This is a genomic window from Candidatus Eremiobacterota bacterium, assembly GCA_031082125.1.
GTDB lineage: Bacteria > Vulcanimicrobiota > CADAWZ01 > CADAWZ01 > Ess09-12 > Ess09-12.
Genome location: JAVHLM010000005.1, coordinates 1 through 21080, shown reverse-complemented (window position 1 = coordinate 21080; position 21080 = coordinate 1). Strand labels below are relative to the sequence as shown.

Sequence of the window (21080 nt, the reverse complement as noted above, 5' to 3'; positions counted from 1 at the left end):
TATTTACCTGACTTTATTATATGAATATAGTTGAAGGATGCCTGCATAAGGCTTCCACCACAAAGGTGATTCATTTATCGCCTCTCTGTAATATTTCCGAGCACGTTCATGGTCACCAGCATGAAAAAAAGCACGAGCCAGCGTGTAAAGATATTCCCTGGAAATCTTGTCTGCCATCTTTTTCAGAAAATGAGAAGAATAAACACCCTCTTCTTTCAGGGCATTCAAGTGTCGCTGCCTTACATTATAACCGAACCTGCTATGGGCTTCAATTTTGGAAGTTAACGCACCTGGAATCCGGTAGTACTCACCAAGAACTTCTGGAAAATTGGCGAAAGATGCTCCTTCTTTTGCGAGTTTCAGCCACAGATCGTAATCTTCACATCCATGAAGAAAATCCACTTCCTCTGAAAATCCTCCCGACTTCTTTAACAACTCAGACCTCACTATAGTCGCTGAAGGCGAGAGACGGTTTCCATTAAACAATAGATCCTCATAATATGGTTTTTTTAGCATCCCATAGTTCAATACTCTTTTCTTACCGTCATAACTCACCTCGACCTCATTATGGCAGATTATATCAATATGAGGATTATTCAACAAAAAACCGCCGATTATACATAATTTGTGGGGATACCATATGTCATCGGCATCTAAAAAAGCCAGAAAATCTCCTTTTGCTTCTGAAATCGCCGTATTTCTGGCACCGCCCAACCCTTTATTCTGCTGGTTCAGCAGAACGGCAGGAAATGAGTCATAACTTTCCAGATACTCTTTGACTATTTTCTCTGTGCCATCTGTTGAACCATCATTTGTAATTATCACCTCATAGTTATTGTAAGATTGAAAGCGCACAGAATCGAGCGCTTTTTCAATAAAAGATGCCGCATTGAAAGCAGGTATAATTACGCTGAACTTTATTGAATTATACTGTGATATTATACCTTTAGGCACTTTGCCTGCCGATTCTTTCTATGATTACCTGACTTATTCGCTCACTTTCTTTACCATCTCCAAGATAAAAACACTTTCTTAAAACTTCTGCTCTCAATTCCTTTGATGGAGAATATTGTTCCGGAGAGATCTGGAATTCTTTTATTGCCTTCTCCAATGCAGCGACAGAAGTAAAAAAAGGTATCCCGCCAATATCCCTGAACACTGATGAATTGTATGTTTTAGAGCGCCATTGCCATACTGGTTTGCCTCTTATTAATGCTTCTTCTGCAACAGATGAGTTTGAAAAGAGGATCAGATCGGCCTTCTTCACGTCCTCTTCCAGGTTGTCATCTGTTATTGAAATACGTTTTCTGAACTCCACAAACTGAGGATGTTGATCCAGATGCGCGAAGGGATGATTTCTAAGATGCACTTTTATCATATCAATATTAGATGTTGCCAAGCATACTGCTTCCAGGAGTTCAATATCTGCATCTCTGTCAAGAGATGCGACAATCAGGAGCCTTATGCTTTCATTCTCTCCTGTTTTATTCTCAAAAGGGGTGGTTTTTATATTTTCATATCGTGATGAACCAGTGAGGAAAACACGCTCCTCGGGAAAGCCATTCGAAATAAATACCTCTTTACCCAAATCTCCCATAACAAAAACACCATGAGGACTTGGGATAGGACAATCATCGGGACTGCCATGATATTCTCTCTCCGGATCAATGATACCAAAGACTTTTTCTCTGCTGTAACTTGCGTGCTGCATTGCATAATTCAGCACTGGTACAGCAGAACTCTGGGCTCCCAAATAAAAAGCACGGGAATAGGGGTAAAGCTCAAGAAAACTCATGGTGATTTTGGGAGCATACTTTTTGAATGCTCTACTGGCGGCAAGAAAAACCATTTCAAGACGAGGTAATGTACCGTTAATAAAGCCATAGTAAAGAGGTTCTCTTAATAATGGATAATAATCAAGACCATTATAAATAAAAAGCTCTCTGAATGAGAGGTCTTGACAATATTTCAAATAACAAAACAATGATGAGAAATCCGTTAAAGCTCTTAAGCAATCTATAAGACTCAAGAAATTTTGAAGCAGAATTACCTTATCATTATTATTTAGAAATTCAATAAGAGGCTCTAATTTCTTTCCTCTAATTACTGGTTCAACACGGGGATCAAGCCAGATAAACCATCCCGTTCTGAGTCCTTTTGCTAAAAGCACCTCTGGCAGTGAGCGAAAGAAACGATCCTCTATGCCACCACCTTTTTTCTCCCTTACACTCCAATCAAGAAAACCAGAAAAAACAACATCCAAGATCTTTTCATTACAATGAATTTTACGGGTGCGATGCTTATAGTACAGAAAGAGGAAAAATTCCTTCACTCTGCTCAATAAGCCTCTGAGAAAAATGTAAGCTATGCCATGCTGCCGATATATTCTTATGCCATCAACGGGAAATCTGCTTCTAAGGACCTTAAAAACCTGCTCGGAGCATTCATAAAGGAAGACTTTTTTATAATTCTTTGCCTTAATTACAGATTGTAATATTGCAATTTCGATAATATGGTTAAAAGTCTTGTCTGATTCGCAATCTCTGTGGGACACTTTGTGAAACCACCATTTTGAATAACCATTGGTGCCTCTCAAAGCTTGCCTTAATGTTATATTCCCTCTCTCCTTGATCGGTGTTGCACCTAAGCCTGCGATCAGTTCCAAATAAGCCCTTATAGCCTCATCTTTTACCTTTATTGCGATATCACGAGCATTAATAATATTTCCCCTGAATTTTTTTTGAAGCTCGATTTCCTTTTTAGGAGAAAGAAAACTTAGTATTGTGGAATCTTCATCAGGCAGTCGGCGAGGGAGCTGCCAATATGCATATAATTCATCCATTTTCTTGATTATGAATTATTCTATCCATTTCTTGGATGCACTCAAGAAGTCCCTGCCCCATGTCAAGGTATCTATCACTTACCAGCTTGTGACCTATTCTGGGGCTATAGGAATATGGAGTATAGATATAATGATTAAAGTTTTCTTTGTTATCATAGTCAATTTTTATTTCTTTATTCAATATCTCACCTATCATTTTCAGCATATCACTGAGTTTCATTGCATGATAGCCCGATATGATAACATGTGAATCTTCAAACTGCTTATCCAATACATCAAGGCTCAAGCGGGCTGCGTCTTTAACATATATATACTCACGGACTTCATCGCCTGTACCTGTGCACTTAATTCTCCCTTTCTCCAGAGCCTGCTTAAGATAACGGAAAATACTGTTCTTATGATCCGCTCTCTGCCCATAAAGAGTGCCATACCTCAGGATGGTAAAATTCAACCCAAATCTGCGACGGTATTCTTCAATATAGAGCTCTGATGCCTGTTTACTACAACGATAAAATCCACCTTTCTGACTATAAACATATATGGTGCTTGCATATATATATCGCTTTATGCTCGCGAGTCTCGAAGCTTCAAGTATATTGGCATTCCCCACAATATTCAAATGAATTGTATCCAGCGGTTTAGTGGTTGCATCGTCAAGGTCCGCTATCCCGGCAAAATTATATACATAATCGGAGCCTTTCACCGCAGAGAGTACTTTTTCAAAATCCAGAATGTCACCAACTTGCATAAGTTGGCCTTCTCTCAAATAAGGTGATTCTTTTACATCATATATTACTACCGATTGCCCAGAGTCAGTAAGCGCATCAGCGACATGACTCCCTAAAAAACCTGAACCCCCAAAAACAACCATCTTCATCGCTTAGTCCTCACTATCCCTAATTGGACTTTTCAAGACATTCCCTGAATTTTCAGCAATTATTCCACCATTCCCTGAACCTTAGCCAGTTCATGGAACACGCCTGTCCCGACGCACAGATCTTCAAAGGTGCCCTCTTCAACGATTTTTCCCTCATCAAGCACATAGATATAATCTGCGTTGACCACTGTCGAGAGCCGGTGGGCGACCACCACCACCGTCGTCTCATGGGCGATTTTTTCTATGGCTTCCTGGATGAGCTTCTCTGAGATGCTGTCCAGCGAGCTTGTCGCTTCGTCAAGAATAAGGAGCTCAGGACGCCTGATGATCGCCCTTGCGAGAGCTATACGCTGCCGCTGCCCGCCCGAGATGCATACTCCCCTGTCGCCGACAACAGTATCAAGACCTTGGGGCAATCCGTTGAGAAACTCGTCAACATTGGCCATCCTGCAGGCATATTCAACATCGGCGTCATTGACTGCCTCGGACGACCACTGCAGGTTCTCACGGAGCGTCATGTTGAAGAGGATGCTCTCCTGGGGAACATACCCTATTCTTTTCCGTAATGAGAGGACTGCAAAATCCAATATATTTCTGCCGTCAACGAGAATCTCACCCGTATCGGCGTCATAGAACCTCATCAGCATATCGATGAGAGTAGATTTCCCCGCGCCGCTTTTCCCTACAAAGGCAATCATTTTCCCCCTGGGGATGGTCACATTGATACCGTCAAGCACCTTCATGCCCCCCGGGTAACTGAAGCCCACCTCCCGGAGCACGATAGAATCATTGAAACTCGTAAAGGCTTCCTTTCCCGTGGACTGCCTCTCTTTGAGAGCGGCATCCCGCAGTGCGTTTATCTGGTCATATGAGGGAATGATATTGAGGATGACATTCTTTATCCCGATTATCTGGCCGAACTGAGGGATGGCAAGGTAAAAGGCATAGAGAATCACCGTGAGATCCGAGAGGACTATCCTGAAGACACTTTGAGAGAGGGCTACGGCCACCAGAATTATTCCAATCGCGAGGGGCTGAAATACTATCGGGGTTCCTGCGTGCATAATCTGGGACTTCATTTCCGCTGCCACATAGCCGTGGATTGCCTTTTCAAGATTTTCCACCCCTCTCCTCTGGCCACCAAAGCCTATCACAATCTTTGCTGCGGCCAGATTCTCCTGGATGATCTCAAAGGTCCTGTTGGACATCTCGATATAGGTCTGACCAAGCCGGTAGGTAATCTTCCCCAGATATGAAAAGGGGATTGCCAGGAGTATTCCCGGCACCATGACGGCGAGGGAAAGCTTCCAGGAAAGAAAAAGGGCTACGATGAAATAAAAAAGAACCTGGACGATCTTCACAATCACCATTGCCATGTGGGCAAAATAGTCGCCCACCTTGAAGCATTCCTTAATGATGGTATTACCCAGCATGCCCTGCTTGCGGGAGGCGAAAAAATGCCACCGTGCGTTGAAAAAGATCTCATAGGTTGAGCACACCAGGTCTCTCACGAGGGCGAATTTTATCTTCATTACAGAGGCATAAACCATAACATAGATCAAAGCTCTCAGGAAGGCGAAGCATATCATCAGCAAGATGACGCTGCATAAACCGGAGGGAAGCTTGAGGCTTTTTAGCGTCTTGACAAGAAATAAGGTGATTGCGCTTGCCCCGGAGAGATCCGGCCTGGTGATAAAATCCACCACCGGGGCGATTGACAGAATAGCCCCCATCTCGGCAAGGTTCAGAAGCGCCATCAGCACCACCGTCAGGATAAACTGACGGGGATACTTATTCGCGATGTCAAGAATGAATAACGAAACTCTCATAGAATTTAGTGAACTCAATTATAGAATCCACCAACCACCGAATTCTGTTTTTAAGTTCGAAGAAAATATGCACAAATTTGAGCAGTGCTTATGAGCATTGCCGAATCAGTAACTTCAGGACACGAAAAACTTACGACTCAACTTATCACTACCATAAAGGATATCTATCATCTGGAGGAATACCTTCACCAGTACGATCCTTTCTCTTGTTAGCAAAGTGCAAATAGATTATGATTAAACATAATATTAAAATGCTTAACACAACATATATCATCAGCCGAGTATTTCCTCCTTAATAATATCCGCAACAATCCTGTTCCCTTCGTCGGTAAGATGAGCACGATCAACAAAGAGCCATTTTTCATCGATGTTATGTTTTTTTAATGCCTCATTCATATCAAAAAATCTAATATTATTAGTATTACATATATTTTCGATATTTAATTTGAGCCATTCATATCTTTCATTCCCCATTTTATGTGAAATAATTTTCCAGTGGTTGGCGGGATGTCTGTCCAGTTCTTCAAAAATCTTTTTTTCTTCCAAACAAAAGTTTTCTTTTACCCAATTTGCCATTGGTTGAAGTATATATATTAAATCGAATTTTAGAGCTTCAGACATTAATTTCCAATTTGCAAGATCCTTTTCCCAAGAGAAAAAAATCTTCTGTTTTTCCTCTTCATGATTCGAGATTGTTTCAAAATAAGAAACGTTTGATTGAACCTTCTTTTCTGGCAGTCTCCTATTTTTGATTAAATATATTATATCTTGCAAACCAATCCTTTGATAGTCTATTGTGTCTTTAAGAAAAGGAGAGAGCATCCTCTTCAACACTCTTCTCCTTGGAGAAAGATTTGAACTGAGATTCATTGAATTATTGTAGTGGTTCCAAAAAAAAAATGAACCAAATTCTTTAGAATATTCATTTGACAAGTAAAAAAGAATTAGATTATTTAAGCCACTAAACAACAAGACTTTATTTATCCTATTAATGTGCTTATGAGTTAACATGAACATAATAAATTCTTGCGTTGAGCCGAAAGCCCTGCCACCATAGTTAAGCCAAAGCATGCCAGTGGAATTATTAAGCAAAGAAGGAATTGTTGTCTTATCTGATGTGGCACCTATTCCAAAAGCGGTAGAACCACCTACCAATAGAGAGAAAGATTCTTCAGACCCTGTTTCAAAATCCTTTATTACCTCTCCTGATTTTATTGAAAACCTAAATCCATAAGAGTCAGTATTTACTATCGGCGACCTATAATTAGGGGTATGAAAATACATCACATAAGGAAGCCATAAATGACCAAGAGAATCATATTCTTTCATCTGGGGAGTTAGTTCATATCGTAATTGCATATTTCGTATCAAGAATAATGTCTATGAGAAATCAAACAGCAGTGATTATTCTTTCTTTTTTATCAAATTATTCAATAAAAGAAGATTCATTATCTCTATTACTTTATTAATAGGCTCTTTACTCAAAGCGGCTATCTCTACCAAAGAATTCTCGCCGTTTATCAAACTTATGATTTTCAATGTGACGGCAACTTCCTTTTCCCGATCATCAAGAGGATGATAACTCAGGAACTTATGCAAGCAAGGATACCCTTTATATAAAGGAATTGGAATATAGTTCTTCTCCCAAATCTCAATGACTTTCAAAATGAAATGCCTGGCCTTTTCCATTTGGGTTTGTGCTGTTATGCGGGAAATATCTCCATTGGAATCAGAATCTGTCTTAGGAATGCAAGAATCTTTCTTGGCAGGTATTGCAGAGATCGATACCATTGGCACATTCACTGCATAAGAATTAAATATCCTTGCATCATTAAGTGTCAAATCACCTGTGTCCAGATTCATGAATAACGGTTCAAATTCCCTCATGGCAAGTAAACAGCACTTATCAAATTGTGTGTCACCGCGTTTTGAAAGAGACAGAGAAATATCGCCATCATCACAAAGAGCCTCAACACAGATACCTCCTATCATTCTGTTAATCAGATGCTCATTGTGAGATAAAAACGCAATGGGACCATAAAAGGCAGGGATTACTAACAATCTATAAGAAAAGTTCAAATCGGACCGCTTGCACAACTCCTCAAATACTTCGAGAAGAACAGCAACTCCCGCAAGACCGTCATTCACCCAAAAACTATTGTCCAGATGACAACAGAACACTATATTATCGTCCCTCTTTCCTTTTGCAAGCACCTCTCCAATCTTCAAAGAACCGTAACTGAATGAAGTATCAATTGAAATCTGATAGGTATCATCTAATAACTTCGATTTCAAATCTTCAGAACACCAAATGGCCCAATCTCGTGCGAAGATGAGAGAATCATATGGGTTTGATTGAAATGAAACTAGGGAGTTATACAAATGCTTAGAAAGTTCATCTCTTGTCACTATTCCCTTATAGGGCTGAGAATATGGAACTACATTCAAAAAACTGCCAACCCCATAATCCGGTTCTTTTCCGTCGATTGTCTTTATGAAGACTCCATTGCAGGTCCATTTTTCCGGAATAATCCATGTCCAGCATTCTTCGCCTGTGCAATACTCATGAATCTTGATAGATAGTATTCGAGCGACTGCATCCAACGCAACATCGTACCCTTCAGAGACTATATCACGCCTGAGTTGGGACAGAATCTCTGTTATTTGGAACATTGATGCAGTTTCAGGAATTCTGATTTCTGCTTTGTGTGAGGTCACTCGCTCATCTTCACGTCTGATTAGTTCTTGTACCGAACAAGAAGGGCCCTTAGCAGTGAGCCAAGGGTCCTTTTTCATATGTTTGAAGCCATATTCAAAGTATGATTGCGCTTCGATACATAACACTTCTCCTCTCCCCACACTCGCAATACTGACTAATCCTTCATCACGAGCCATTTTTTCAAGACGCGAGCCATCGGGTGAGCAGTTGTCCTGCAATATTGCGGCAAAATACTCCCATGTCTCATAGCGAGTCTCTCCCTTTTCTTTTACAAATCCTGAGAACAATTTCTTAAAACGAAAGGGAACCTCGGCACTCTCTTCTATGTGATGGCGAAATGTTGCATAGTTGAGTCCCACACCCACAGTGCAGATCTTTGCTCCCGCAGCCCTCATTTTATGAAAAAGACTTCCCTTTCCATAACAACTCCTGGAAATATCTTTAAGCAACGATTCAGCCATTGGGCCAATTCCTGCCGTTGAGAGCATCGGATCTGCAGATCTTGTCACACCAGGCATCTTTCTGAACATTTCCGTGAATTCTCCAATTGCAGAAGGGGTATTCTGAACATCAAAGATTTCACCCTTTCCGATGGAATACGTATATACGGGGACCAGAATGGTTCCCTGCTCACCGATTGCTTCACGCAGTGTTTGAATGAGTAAAAGAGATGCAATATCAATTTTTGGGCCTTCTTGAGGAAAACCTAATCTCCCAAGACTCACCTGTACATTTATAGTGTCGCCTTTTTCTATTCCTACATCTTGGAAGGCCCTTATGAGATCGGATTTATTATAATGCCAATTCTGCATATTATTTCCTGGGAGAAAGCCAAAATTTTGGAGATAAAAAGTTCCCTGCTACAAAATTCAACAAGAACAATGGAGAGCCAATGCTTTTTTAGGAATGATTTTCACTCTTCTGAATATGGCTTTCTATAAGCTTGATTAATCCCCCGGGAGTTTGAAAATCATCGGATTGCATATCTTCAGGTGTGAAATGGATATTAAACTGCTCTTCAAAGGTCATTATCATATTTACAATCCCGAAAGAATCCACTACACCTTCCTCGAGGTAATTACATTTCAATTTCTCCAGCTCAGTGGCTCCTTTTAAATCAATTGAACCATTCTGTCTAAAATATGTTAGTACTGATTCTTGAATATCCATCGATGTGCTCCATGCAAATAGATATTAATAACCTCTTAATTTATGCGGGTTCTAGCAGTCCTTTGTGGTAGAGCTCTTCGCAGAGCTCCTGCAATAATTTAATGCTTTCTCCAGACTTTTCCGCAATAGCGAATAGATCGTTTTCTCCATCGGCAAGGTTGAGGAGCCACATCATCGCCCTTACCTTCCCTTCGCAGGCCTTATCATTCCCCAGTGACGGATAAAGACCTCTTCTGCCCAATTGAGGCTCACCATAGCGCACCTTATTGACCCATGTTCTATTAGATTCTAATGCACGCACTATATCATAATATACTGATATTGACTCAATCATGGAATCAAAATCAACAAAGCTCTTGTCATCTTTTGAGGTATGATATTCTGGATAGCATGAGTACATGGATCTCATCAGTGATCCTACCGGCAGATTGAAGCCAGGCGAACAATATTGTCTCTCTTCACTGCCATTACCTGGATCAAACGGGACAATTATGTGACAATCTTTATCCCCCAATACCAGGCGGGCGGCTCTATCGGCAAGAGTATTTTCTTGACGAGACTGTTTATAGGTGAAATTTCCACGATCTCCCACACATGTTACTATATAGCCTGCCATCAAGTGCCTGACCAAATGAGCACCTCTCATGCTCAAGTAGCATAAAGTACCTATAGTCTCAGGAACAATAACAAATCTATATGTATAGAGACGGTCTTTAATTCTTCGCACTCTGTCGTAAAGAAATGACAGAACCAGTGGACCTGACAATTCATTGTTTGCCAATGAAGGATGACAGAGATACGAAGAAAACAGCACCTCCTTCTTTGTCTTGCCTGGGAGAATTGCTTCCCCTATTTCTACGTGACCAGGGGAGAGGCGTGAATCTATCTTGACAAAATAATCCCCGTCAGGAAGCCTTTGATATTCATTATGAGAGATGCAGAACCCCCAGTATTCTTTATAATAAGAGGTGATATAAGGAATTGCATCGGGACGATCCGGCAGACTGTGAAGGTGGTCACGGAGCTTGCTTAACGGCAAAACTCCTTTAAACGGGACCGAATACGACACAAGATGCAGATTGTTCTTTTCAATATCTGCATACTTTCTTCTTTGTAAATCCATAAAATAAGCTTCTCTCACATACCATTCCCTGGGAACAATCCAGTCAAGCACCTTTGAGCCGGTTTTGAACTTAAAGCGCTTGAAAGGTACAATTTCCGACAAAATATCTAATGAGTTTCTGAATTCCGGTCCTGCCAGACTTCTGAATTTCGGCCAAAGTCTGTCAAAATAGGATTCCAGAAGATTTTTTAATTTTTCACTCATGATATATGCTTCTTGTCATAATCTGACAGGTATGGAGGCTTCTGCCATGGCTCTCTTACAAATTCTTGGAGTAATACTTGTGAAATGAAATATGCTTGATGCCGCTACGGCTGATGCACCCGCTTTGATGGCATCAGCGCAATCAGAAGGTTTTGAGGCACCACCTGCGGCAATAACGGGAATGCTGGAAAGACTTGAAACCAAGTTGATTAATTGCAAATCATAGCCTTTCATTGTTCCATCCAGGTCAACATTATTAAGCAATATCTCACCAGCCTTGTATTCACTGACCAGCCTCAAGAACTCAGTAAGTGACCAGTTTACATCCTTGTGGGCATGAGAGTAAACAATATAATCGTTATTACAGTTCTTTTTGACATCTATTGATACCGTGATACATTGACTACCAAAGACGGAGACCGCTTCCTTCAAAAATTCCATGTTTTCCAGGAGAATGCTGTTCAAAGAAACCTTATCAGCGCCGGCTCTCAAAGCCTTTTCTATATCTTCGCAGTTCCTCAGTCCCCCCCCAATAGTAATGGGCATAAAGCAATCTTCTACAACCGCATTTATTGTATCAACATCCAAACCTCTTCCTTGTTTAGAAGCATCAATGTCAAGAAATACTATTTCATCAACTTTACGGTTTTCATAAATATTGGCAATAACCACAGGATTTCCAAGATTTCTTCTTGTGGTGAATTGTATAGTCTTCACTACGGCATAATCCACAAGCAAAACGATAGGAATGACTCTATTTCTCAGCATAAAAGCTTCCCTCACAAAAATTGGAGAGGACTTTTAATCCAACCTTCTGACTCTTTTCCACATGAAACTGTGTGCCAAAGATATGCCCTTTCTGCAGAGCAGATACGAAATCAAGACCATAATGGGTATAACCCAGTTCTATATGTTCCTGATCATCGGGGATAAACTCATAACTATGGGTAAAATAGAAGCATGAACTCTGCTCCACCGACTTGAATATCTTTATTTTGCCTGAATTCACATCATTCCAGCCGATGTGAGGGATCCGAAGGCCCATTCTTGAAGCACGATGAAAAATCACTTTCCCTTTCACCAGGTCCAGACCTTCCACCCTGCTACCTTCCTCTCCATAGCTCGCAAAGAGCTGCATGCCAAGGCATATTCCCAGGATGGGAATTCCACGCTCAGACACCAAATTTTTTATGACGGAGTCAAGTCCCATTTCCTTCATTCTCTTCATTGCCTCGGAAAAGTTACCTACACCCGGTAATATCAGCTTATCTGATTTCTCGATAAATGAATCTTCATTTGAGACCCCATGTTCTACTTTTAAATGCCTCAGAGCGCGGCTTACGCTATTTATATTTCCTATCTTTAAATCAATAACCGTAATCAATTTTTATCAGTTCTCCATTTTTGTCACGTTTGAATGATCCATCACTGTTTCTCACAAAAATCTTTCTATGCGTAAACCTGGTGAGCGTTCTGAAAAAATCTTCCTCCGAACAATTAATAAATCTCAAAAAATCCGGCATATATTTCCTTGGTATTTTCCCCTCATATTCTCTCACCATTTTCAATGCCTTCTGCCGTTCAAGTCTCCCGCTTCTTATTTCAATGCACATTTGATCCGTGGCTCTCCCGTAGCCATATTTTATGAACTTCATATAATCATGGAGACCCGCTATCCACTTGCAATCAAGATTTTCATAATCATAATACGCTCCCTCCACCGGACCGTCAGGATTGGCATTCCATCCAAGAGCCGACATTTTTTTGACATGGTCATTGGCATTCCATTTTGTATAGTACCCCAGGAAGAGACCTGTTACCCCTACTTCTCTCAATTCAGCATCTGAAGGGTATTCAAAAACAAGCAGGTCTTTCTTTTCAAACTCTTCTTCCTCATACAGGTCGGATATCCTGTAACCCAACATCTGAAACTGCTCCAGCCAATTACGATCCAGGTAGTTGCTCTCTCTTTTCGAGGCAGGGCCTCCATAATCAAACTGAGGATTTTCACCCCATATTATCAGAGGGATTCTGTATTGAACAGCAACTCTCACCGGTGCAGTAAAAATCCCTATATGTTCAGGCCAGCAACAATCTCCGAGATCAAAGAAACCCTTCCGGACCATCTGCCTGTATATTTTCCTGTTCGCTCCTACCTGAATGATATCAAAACCCAAATCACGAAGAAATAAGACATTTTTGAGCCCGATGTCCGTCATTTCACAGGGGATAAAGTTTACAAGGAGAGGATTCATACCGAACATATATTTCATCGTATATGCCTGATGGCAGCTGTCTTTCCCGCCACTAACGGGAATGATACAATCCCACCAGGTTCCCTCACGATTTCTGTACTTACTCAGGATTTCTTCGAATTCTCTCTTTCTCTGCTCCCAGTCAATTTCTGTACTTCTCTTCTTCCAGGATCGGCAGGCATCACAAACTCCCGCTTCATCAAAAACCTGCTCAGGCCTTGTATCAGGCATGATGCATTTTGTGCAATATCTCATTCTATCTTTCTCCTGCGTTGAGCTTTTGTGGAGTTTTCTGATGCTTTCGGGAAACGGCTACTTGTCTATCATTTCCCATTGTAAAGGTGTCCCTGCACTGAGCGCACCATGCGATTTCCTTCCGAGCACTGAATCAAGATATCTTGGGTGCAGACCGAATCCTGGCCGGATAGAGCGAATGTTTTCCTCTGTGAAGACATCACCGCATTGTATATCCTGCACCACAAAAAGAGAACGTGCAAACTCCCTTGATTTCATGGTGCTTTCAGTGAGGTCATAGCTTACTTTACCCATTGCCTTCTCAGCTTCTTTAATAGAGCTTACCATCGCTCTGAATTCATGCGGTTCCATTGAAAAGGAAGCATCAGGCGTCTTGAGACTCCTATCCAGAATAAAATGCTTTTCTACGATTTTTGCTCCAAGTGCAATTGAGGCAATTGCCACTGAATAGCCCATGGTATGGTCTGAAAGCCCGATAACGGCATTGAAAGTATTCAATAAATCGGGGATCGTTTTCAAATTGATTTCATCAAATGGCGCCGGATAGGCCGATGTGCATTTTAACAATGCAATGTGCAGGTTTCCCTGACTTCTGCAGACATTCACGGCCTCCTCTATCTCCGATAAATTGGCTATACCTGTTGAGAGTATTATTGGCTTGCCCTTTGATGCAATATATCTTATCAATGGGATATCTGTTATCTCAAAAGATGCCACCTTATAAGCAGGAAAATTCAAATCCTCCAGAAAATCAACAGCAGCCTTATCAAAGGGAGCAGAGAAACAGACAAGACCAAGCTCTTCGGCAGCGGTTTTCAGTTTTGAATGCCATTCCCATGGAGTATAAGCTTCCTCGTACAGGTCATAGAGAGTCTTCCCATCCCAAATAGTCCCCTGCCTGATCCTGAAAAAGTCTTTTTCACTTTTTAGTGTCATGCTCTCTGGCGTGTATGTCTGTAATTTGACCGCATCAGCGCCGGATTCCTTGATTGCCTTTATGGTGTTGATTGCTATTTCCAGATTTTTTGCATGGTTTGAAGACAATTCAGCAACTATGAAACAAGAATTATCATCTCCGATAGTCTGTCCTGCCATCTTAAAGGCCATTGTCTATTTCCTTTTGAGTAATTCCCATAATTATCACATTTTTCCATCCATTATCCATAAAAACAAATTCTTTCAGTGTTCCCTCTACGATAAAGCCATTCTTCCTGTAAAACTCCAAGGCTCTCAGATTGTCTTCAATCACTTCCAGCTTCAATGTATGAAGACAAGCGATTTGAAATGCAAGACGGAAGACCATCCGAATGAGTATTGTGCCTATTCCTTTTTTGTCTGGATCTGAGTATATTCCAATATACGCATTCTTATGAAGCTTGTTTATTTTGTTAAGTGATATTACCCCGATATAACCGCTTTCTCTTGTCCATACCAGCCAATAATGCATATGGTCAGAGGATTTCAAGCCGGCCAGGAATTCAAGATGCTCCTTCATTGATATGATCTCACTATTATACATCCATTTCCTAATGACCTCGTTATTTCTCCAGTTCAGCACCATCTCTCTTTCCTGTACTTTAAGATGAATAAAATTGATGAGGCTCACCTCTTCGAATTCAAAGCTCTTTCTTAAATTGATCATGGGACTCACTATCAGGCCTTTACATCAGATCCTGAACAATTGCAGATTCTCATCAAATATTCCACATCCTCCATTGTATCATCAAGGGATATTTCAGATTCTCTTTTTGTTTCAATGGTAATTCTTGAGTCTTGAGGAATTGTCTTTAATATTCTCTCTATTGGAAAATCGCCCTCTCCAAAATGCTTGTGCTGATCAGTCACTCCCTGAAAATCACCGTCAGTTAAATGATACATCACTGGTCTTAATTCCAGGAATTTATTAAAATACTCCCACGGATCCACTTTTCTGAAATTTGCAGAATATATTGCATGTCCGATATCAAGACAGAAAGCGCAGCCCGTGTTATCCATAACCAATTTAATATCTTCGGGAGAATTCCCATTGCATGTCAATTCATCAACAATGGCACGGTAAGGCTTATTCTCTATGAGTATTCGTTGATCATTAATATCTTTGAGCTGAGCAATTGTCTCCTGAATATCTCCTCCCACACCCGGGTGAAATATTATTTCATCAGCTTTTAACATATCAGCGAATTCCATGACTTCTCTGATCATTGCAAAATTTGATTGCCGATCTGAATACTGTGACAGATTCAGGCCACTCATGTAATGGGGAGCATGAATCACAAAGGGAGCCTTTATGTTTCTCCACAGTGTAATGCATTTCCCGAATGAACCCGGCACAACAAAAAGCTCAATATAGCTGAAATAATCAGCGGCAAAAAGTTTCTGCGCTTCCATAACATAATTCTCATTGGTTGACCAGAGCTTAAGGCCGAACCTATGCATATTTTCCCACTTGCTCTATGATAAATTTCCTGGCTTTTTTCAGACCGTTCCGCTCCATAAGATCCAAAGCCTCTTTATACTCTTCTTCAATTGAAGAGGTCAAGCTTTTTTGATTAATCCTTTTATTGATCAGGGAAAGCCAGGGTTTCTTTTCAAACAGATCTATAATATCTGCTGTTCTGAAAAGAGTTGCTTCATCATACAGATAATCATAAACTGCACATAAAAGCGCGTAATCCTCTTCAGTATCAAGAGTCACTCTGATTGATGGATTATTTATCCTTCCTTCTGCTTCCAGGTTCATGACATGAAACTGCTCTGGATGGCTCCTGTAAATATAAGGAGTCACATGTTCCTGTTCAAAATCTTCACTTGCATTTTTGTAAGCTTTCTCCAAAGCACTAAAAGATATTACTTCAGCATCAAGCCCCCGGGGGAAAGTTCTTTTCAGGGTGTTACTGGTGTAATCCATTCCCCGCCTTACGTGATTTTGAATGAGCTCATCAATGATCATTGGGTCAATGCAGGGGCAATCTGCAGTAATTCTTATTATATCAGTCAATTCACAGGAAGACGCTGCAAGATAAAACCTCGACAGGACGTGCTCTTCGCTGCCTCTGAAACTCAGTACATTCTCGTTTTGAACCAGTCTTATCACTTCATCATCTTCTTGCCGGCATGATGTCGCAACAATAATTACCTTTGCACCCTTCACTCTTTTTACTCTTCTAATCACCTGCTCAAGCACAGTTATTCCGCTTCCATCGGGTAAATACCTGAAAATCTTACCTGGGCACCTTGAAGATAAAGCTCTCGCCTGAATAATAATTCCTCTGTTGCTCATTTATCTCAATACCTGCAGGACGTTCTGTATGACATAATCCACTTCGGCATCAGTCATTTTAGGGAAGAGCGGAATTGTAAGCGCCCGGCTGTAATAATTCTCCGATACGGGATAGTCACCACGCTTGTAGCCGTATTTATTCCTGTAATAAGGCTGAAGATGAACCGGAATATAATGAACTTGTGTGCCAACTGAACGTTTCAACAATTCATCCATTACATCTTTTCTTCTTTTGTTCAATCTCTCAAAATCTATCTGGAGAACAAAAAGATGATAGGCCGAGAAAGAATCATCTGCTTCAACGGGAATCCTTACAAAGTCCAATTCTTGAAACACACTATTATATTTTTCAACAATTTCTCTTCTTCTCAGAATAAAGCTCTTCAATTTCTTCATCTGCGACAATCCCAATGCAGCCTGAATATCTGTAAGACGGAAATTATGACCAAGATCCTGCATCTCATAGTACCAGGGGCCATCAGAATCCTCCCTGTACTGAAATTTATCAGATTCCTTCGTTATACCGTGATTCCTGAATAATAGCAGTCTTTGATAAAACTCCCTATCATTGGTAAGAACTGCACCGCCCTCGCCTGTGGCGATTGCTTTCACCGGATGAAAGCTGAATACTGCAAAATTTGAATATTTGCAGGCTCCTATGGGAGAGTTTCTATATATTGAGCCCAATGCATGAGCCGCATCCTCTATGACCATCAAGTTATTCTTTTTCGCAATAAAATCAATCTTTTCCATATCGCAGGGATTTCCCGCAAAATGAACCGGCATTATGGCTTTTGTATGAGTAGTGAGCCTTTTTTCTATTTCTGCCGGATTTATATTTAATGTTTCTCCCTCAATATCAGCAAACACGGGCTTTCCGCCACAGTAAAGCACACTATTTGCAGTTGCCACAAAAGTATTTGGTGAGGTGATGACCTCATCTTCTTTCCCTATACCTGCCGCATAACAAGCACCATGCAGAGCTGCCGTTCCATGTGAAAAGGCGACTGCATAGTGTGCTCCAGCAAACTCACATAATGCTCTTTCGAATTCTTCGATACGGGGTCCCTGAGTAAGCCAATCAGATCTGAGCACAGCCAGGACCACATCAATGTCTGATGGGTCAACGGAATGGTGGCCGTAAGGAATGAGTCTCATTATTCGCTTATCATTTTCTGCAGTTCATCCTTGGAAAGCCACCAATCATTCTTGTCACTTTCATAACAGAACCCCTCTGGCAGCTCTTTGCCTCCTGTGATCTTATCTCTGTTCCACCAGGTATGTTCAGGCTCAATTATGAAGCAATCGTCAAACACCAATGAATGACGGGCTTCATCTGCGGTAAGCAGGCTTTCATGAATTTTTTCTCCGGGCCTTATCCCCACAAAGTCTATTTCACAATCAGGTGCAATTGCTTCAGCCAGGTCCATAATTCTCATACTTGGCACTTTGGGAATAAACACTTCACCTCCGTGCATGATGGAAACGCTTTTTATGACAAATTCAACTCCCTGCTCCAGAGTAATCCAGAACCTTGTCATCTCCTTATGAGTGATCGTTATCTTTCCTGTATTCTTCTGCTCCAGAAATAAAGGGATTACGCTTCCCCTGCTCCCGACAACATTTCCATAACGAATACAGGACATTCTTGTCTGCCTTTTTCCTCCGACATAAGCATTTGCAGCAATAAGCAATTTTTCCATGCACATTTTTGTCGCACCATACAAATTCACGGGGCTTACAGCTTTATCGGTGCTTATGGCAGCCACCTTTGGTATGTTGTGATCAATAGCGCACTCAATAATGTTCTGAGCTCCTAAAATATTGGTCTTTACCGCTTCGATAGGGTTATATTCACAAAAAGGCACCTGCTTTAATGCTGCAGCGTGAATTACCATATCGACGCCATCCATTGCCCTGTCGAGTCTGTCTTTGTCTCTCACGTCGCCTATGAAGAACCGAACTTGTGATTCGTTGCCATATAGCTTCATCATTTCCCATTGTTTGAGCTCATCCCTGCTATAGACACGAATCACCATTGGGTTGTGTCTTTTCAGCGCCATTTCAACGAACTTCTGACCGAATGATCCAGTACCCCCCGTCAGTAAGATAACCTTGTCGTCTAACATATTTGTTTTCTCCTCAACAATCCTTGTTTCTATCTTTCTTCTCTAAGAAATTAATTATATGTCTTCTTATTGTTTCTTTCACCTTCCCATGATAACAATTACTATAATAGGCTTTTAATCTCTCGATTCTTTTCGAGTCGAGGTACACCCCCTCAATAAAATATTTCACATTGTTTCTCAAAACCTCATAATCTTTTACAATGATTGGCAGGTCTTCATAGGTAAAATAAGTCTCCATATAATCGGTGGCTTCATAAAATATGACTTTTCTGCCGGCAGCAAGAAGTTCATCACACAGTGAGGTATGACAAGCTATCGTCAAGTCCGCCTTTTCTCCAATATAGTATGGATTGTATTTATCAAGATCCGTCTCTATCTCCATATTGGGAAGCCCTTCTATTTTTTCCACAATGTCTGCTATATAATGGCTTTTATAGGATTCTATCTCTTTTCCCTTTATTACTATATACAAATCTGGAAATTCAACGGAAAGCTTTATCAGGTCATTGTAGAACTGGCGCATCTGGGAGACTTTCTGGTGCGGGAACGATATATCTTCAACATCATCTCTTGGAAGAAAATAGTCAAGCGCAAGTACCAATCGGTATTTTTTCTTTATCTCATCATATTTCGAATCGCTAATGTGTTCTTTCTCATATAAGAAAAGATTATCAGCTCTTGGAAGCCCTGTATAAATAAAGTCACCAATATATGAGTGCTTACACCCTTTTTCCTTGACAACCGGACCAGCGGCAAAATAGCAATCTACGACAAATCGTGTATTGGGCATAAAAGCCATAATAAATCTCTCCTGCACTGCACATACATGGATTCTGAGAAGCGCAAGAGCCAATGAGAGGGCAGGGGGGAAAAGAAAATCATAGCCAACCATTACCAGTTTCAGATTTTTAAATCTGCTCAGAACAGAAAGAAAACATTGAACCCTGAAAAAAGTAAGCACAAAAAGGAAAATCAGCTCAAGCCCCCACCGAAAAGTTTCCCTTATAAGGGAAAATGGTTTTTGCATCAAAAACATCATGCTCTGCAAGTAACATTTCTTATTGCTATAACCGATCTCGACCAAATCAACGACGGGAATTTTAAAATCCCTGTAATACTGAAGCGCTCTGCCAATATAGTCCTCATTGATTTCATTTATTGATACATGGAGGATTTTTGATTTATGCAGTTCTGAAGATTCATCATCACTATAAAATTGATCTTTCACAAACAGATTGCCATAATAGATCCCCTGATGAGGGAAAAAGGCCACCTTGTAGGCAGGAAAATCTAACGGCTTTCCTTCTGTTGTTTCTAATGACTTGTTATTTGTTATGGCTCCTTTCTTATTCATCCTGAACAGAAGCTTCAATATTGACGATAAATCCTTTAAAACAAAGTATGACAAGGGGATCACATTAAATATAATTTTGTGGTTGGCATGAGGCTTCAACATGTTTGCTGCAATTTCATAGGTTATTATTATTGCATTGTCATAATGACCATTTTCAGTGAGGTATTCTGCAGCCGCATATTGCTGAGACAGGTTTTCAAGATATTCATATATGATCTTTTTCCACATTACTTCCGCTTTTTTCATCAGCACAGCATCATTTAGAAAATCTTTATTCAATATTTTAAAAAACTGCGATTCGAAAAATCTGTTATAGATTATCTCTGTGAAACTATCGGCTATGAAATAATACTTCTGATGCTCATAGTTGCTCTTGTAATATTTCTTTATCCATTTTATATTGTTCTTTTCCAGACGCTCAACTACGGCCTTGGTGTCTTTGAATTCCCTGCTAATCTCCGTATAGTAGATATCTTTTTTGGCAAGTTTCTGGGCAAGAATGAAAGTGAAATATGAATAAGGGGTGAGAAGAGGAAAAATCAAGGCACTGCTCATAATCAGTTCTTCTGTGCCACTACCCACATATGAGACGAAAGCCGGTTCTTCGATAGAAATCTTTGAAAAGAATCTATAGCCTCATCCTTTGCCTCAGTTAAAATATACTTCATAAAGGGATTGGCCAGTAAGTCTGTTTCGTTTTCCTTTATCTTGTTTCTTACAATATTAACATCAAGTCTCCCCGGAGTAAGAGTCTCAATGATGCTAAAACCGCATCTTTGCAGCAAATGGCAGAGTGAATCAATGTTAAAATAGTTAAGATGCTCCGGGCCGCCAATATTATCGGATAGCCTGCCAAGCAAGAGCAAATCAAATCCTTTTATATTTGGTGTTGTGCAAATAAGCAGGCCATTTTTTCGCAGAGACCTGTGGCTGAACAGAATAAAATCTTTTGGCCAAAACAGGTGTTCAATCAGTTCTATATTAGTAACACGAGTTACGCAGCCAATTTCAAAAGTATATTGTAATCGGGAGGCAATGAATCA

General features: G+C 40.6%; 19 protein-coding genes. All 19 read right to left on the bottom strand.

What is annotated here, in order from left to right:
* Nucleotides 1-3 precede the first annotated feature (3 nt).
* Nucleotides 4-954 carry a glycosyltransferase gene (locus RDV48_06990; GenBank protein MDQ7822526.1) on the bottom strand — a complete coding sequence of 317 codons (951 nt, stop codon included), beginning with the start codon at nucleotides 952-954 and terminating at the stop codon, nucleotides 4-6.
* Nucleotides 947-2842: a hypothetical protein gene (locus RDV48_06985; GenBank protein MDQ7822525.1), complete on the bottom strand. Its 1896-nt coding sequence runs from the start codon at nucleotides 2840-2842 to the stop codon at nucleotides 947-949. Before RDV48_06985 ends, RDV48_06990 begins: the two co-directional genes overlap by 8 nt.
* Entirely contained in the window at nucleotides 2835-3719 is an 885-nt protein-coding gene (locus tag RDV48_06980; GenBank protein ID MDQ7822524.1) for an NAD(P)-dependent oxidoreductase, read from the bottom strand. The genes RDV48_06985 and RDV48_06980 overlap by 8 nt, the downstream gene beginning before the upstream one ends.
* A 59-nt stretch (nucleotides 3720-3778) precedes the next feature.
* Nucleotides 3779-5548, bottom strand: a complete 1770-nt coding sequence (locus tag RDV48_06975; GenBank protein ID MDQ7822523.1) for an ABC transporter ATP-binding protein — start codon at nucleotides 5546-5548, stop codon at nucleotides 3779-3781.
* Between the two features lie 273 nt (nucleotides 5549-5821).
* Nucleotides 5822-6877, bottom strand: coding sequence for a hypothetical protein (locus RDV48_06970; GenBank protein MDQ7822522.1), 1056 nt, complete (start codon nucleotides 6875-6877; stop codon nucleotides 5822-5824).
* 75 nt (nucleotides 6878-6952) lie between these two features.
* The gene (locus tag RDV48_06965; GenBank protein MDQ7822521.1) at nucleotides 6953-9079 is read right to left on the bottom strand and encodes a DUF4910 domain-containing protein; all 2127 of its coding nucleotides are present in this window, start codon (nucleotides 9077-9079) and stop codon (nucleotides 6953-6955) included.
* An 88-nt stretch (nucleotides 9080-9167) separates the two neighbouring features.
* Nucleotides 9168-9437, bottom strand: a complete 270-nt coding sequence (locus RDV48_06960) for a phosphopantetheine-binding protein (protein ID MDQ7822520.1) — start codon at nucleotides 9435-9437, stop codon at nucleotides 9168-9170.
* A gap of 40 nt (nucleotides 9438-9477) precedes the next feature.
* On the bottom strand, nucleotides 9478-10764 hold the full coding sequence (locus RDV48_06955) for a DUF4910 domain-containing protein (protein ID MDQ7822519.1): 1287 nt from the start codon (nucleotides 10762-10764) through the stop codon (nucleotides 9478-9480).
* Between the two features lie 15 nt (nucleotides 10765-10779).
* Nucleotides 10780-11532, bottom strand: a complete 753-nt coding sequence (locus RDV48_06950; protein MDQ7822518.1) for an imidazole glycerol phosphate synthase cyclase subunit — start codon at nucleotides 11530-11532, stop codon at nucleotides 10780-10782.
* A complete protein-coding gene (hisH, locus tag RDV48_06945) occupies nucleotides 11519-12148 on the bottom strand; it encodes an imidazole glycerol phosphate synthase subunit HisH (protein MDQ7822517.1) in 630 nt (209 codons plus the stop codon). The genes RDV48_06950 and hisH overlap by 14 nt, the downstream gene beginning before the upstream one ends.
* Nucleotides 12132-13274 carry an N-acetyl sugar amidotransferase gene (locus tag RDV48_06940; GenBank protein ID MDQ7822516.1) on the bottom strand — a complete coding sequence of 381 codons (1143 nt, stop codon included), beginning with the start codon at nucleotides 13272-13274 and terminating at the stop codon, nucleotides 12132-12134. The genes hisH and RDV48_06940 overlap by 17 nt, the downstream gene beginning before the upstream one ends.
* Nucleotides 13275-13331: 57 nt before the next feature.
* Nucleotides 13332-14381, bottom strand: coding sequence for a pseudaminic acid synthase (pseI, locus tag RDV48_06935; protein ID MDQ7822515.1), 1050 nt, complete (start codon nucleotides 14379-14381; stop codon nucleotides 13332-13334).
* The gene (gene pseH / locus RDV48_06930; protein ID MDQ7822514.1) at nucleotides 14371-14916 is read right to left on the bottom strand and encodes a UDP-4-amino-4,6-dideoxy-N-acetyl-beta-L-altrosamine N-acetyltransferase; all 546 of its coding nucleotides are present in this window, start codon (nucleotides 14914-14916) and stop codon (nucleotides 14371-14373) included. Before pseH ends, pseI begins: the two co-directional genes overlap by 11 nt.
* Before the next feature lie 11 nt (nucleotides 14917-14927).
* Complete coding sequence (locus RDV48_06925) at nucleotides 14928-15662, bottom strand: TIM barrel protein (protein ID MDQ7822513.1); 735 nt, start codon at nucleotides 15660-15662, stop codon at nucleotides 14928-14930.
* Nucleotides 15663-15702: 40 nt separating this feature from the next.
* Nucleotides 15703-16554, bottom strand: coding sequence for a glycosyltransferase family protein (locus RDV48_06920; protein MDQ7822512.1), 852 nt, complete (start codon nucleotides 16552-16554; stop codon nucleotides 15703-15705).
* Nucleotides 16555-17712 carry a UDP-4-amino-4,6-dideoxy-N-acetyl-beta-L-altrosamine transaminase gene (pseC, locus tag RDV48_06915; protein MDQ7822511.1) on the bottom strand — a complete coding sequence of 386 codons (1158 nt, stop codon included), beginning with the start codon at nucleotides 17710-17712 and terminating at the stop codon, nucleotides 16555-16557. It abuts the gene before it with no gap.
* The gene (gene pseB, locus RDV48_06910; GenBank protein MDQ7822510.1) at nucleotides 17712-18683 is read right to left on the bottom strand and encodes a UDP-N-acetylglucosamine 4,6-dehydratase (inverting); all 972 of its coding nucleotides are present in this window, start codon (nucleotides 18681-18683) and stop codon (nucleotides 17712-17714) included. The genes pseC and pseB overlap by 1 nt, the downstream gene beginning before the upstream one ends.
* 13 nt (nucleotides 18684-18696) lie before the next feature.
* On the bottom strand, nucleotides 18697-20592 hold the full coding sequence (locus tag RDV48_06905; GenBank protein MDQ7822509.1) for a hypothetical protein: 1896 nt from the start codon (nucleotides 20590-20592) through the stop codon (nucleotides 18697-18699).
* A gap of 2 nt (nucleotides 20593-20594) precedes the next feature.
* A complete protein-coding gene (locus RDV48_06900) occupies nucleotides 20595-20903 on the bottom strand; it encodes a hypothetical protein (protein MDQ7822508.1) in 309 nt (102 codons plus the stop codon).
* Nucleotides 20904-21080 lie beyond the last annotated feature (177 nt).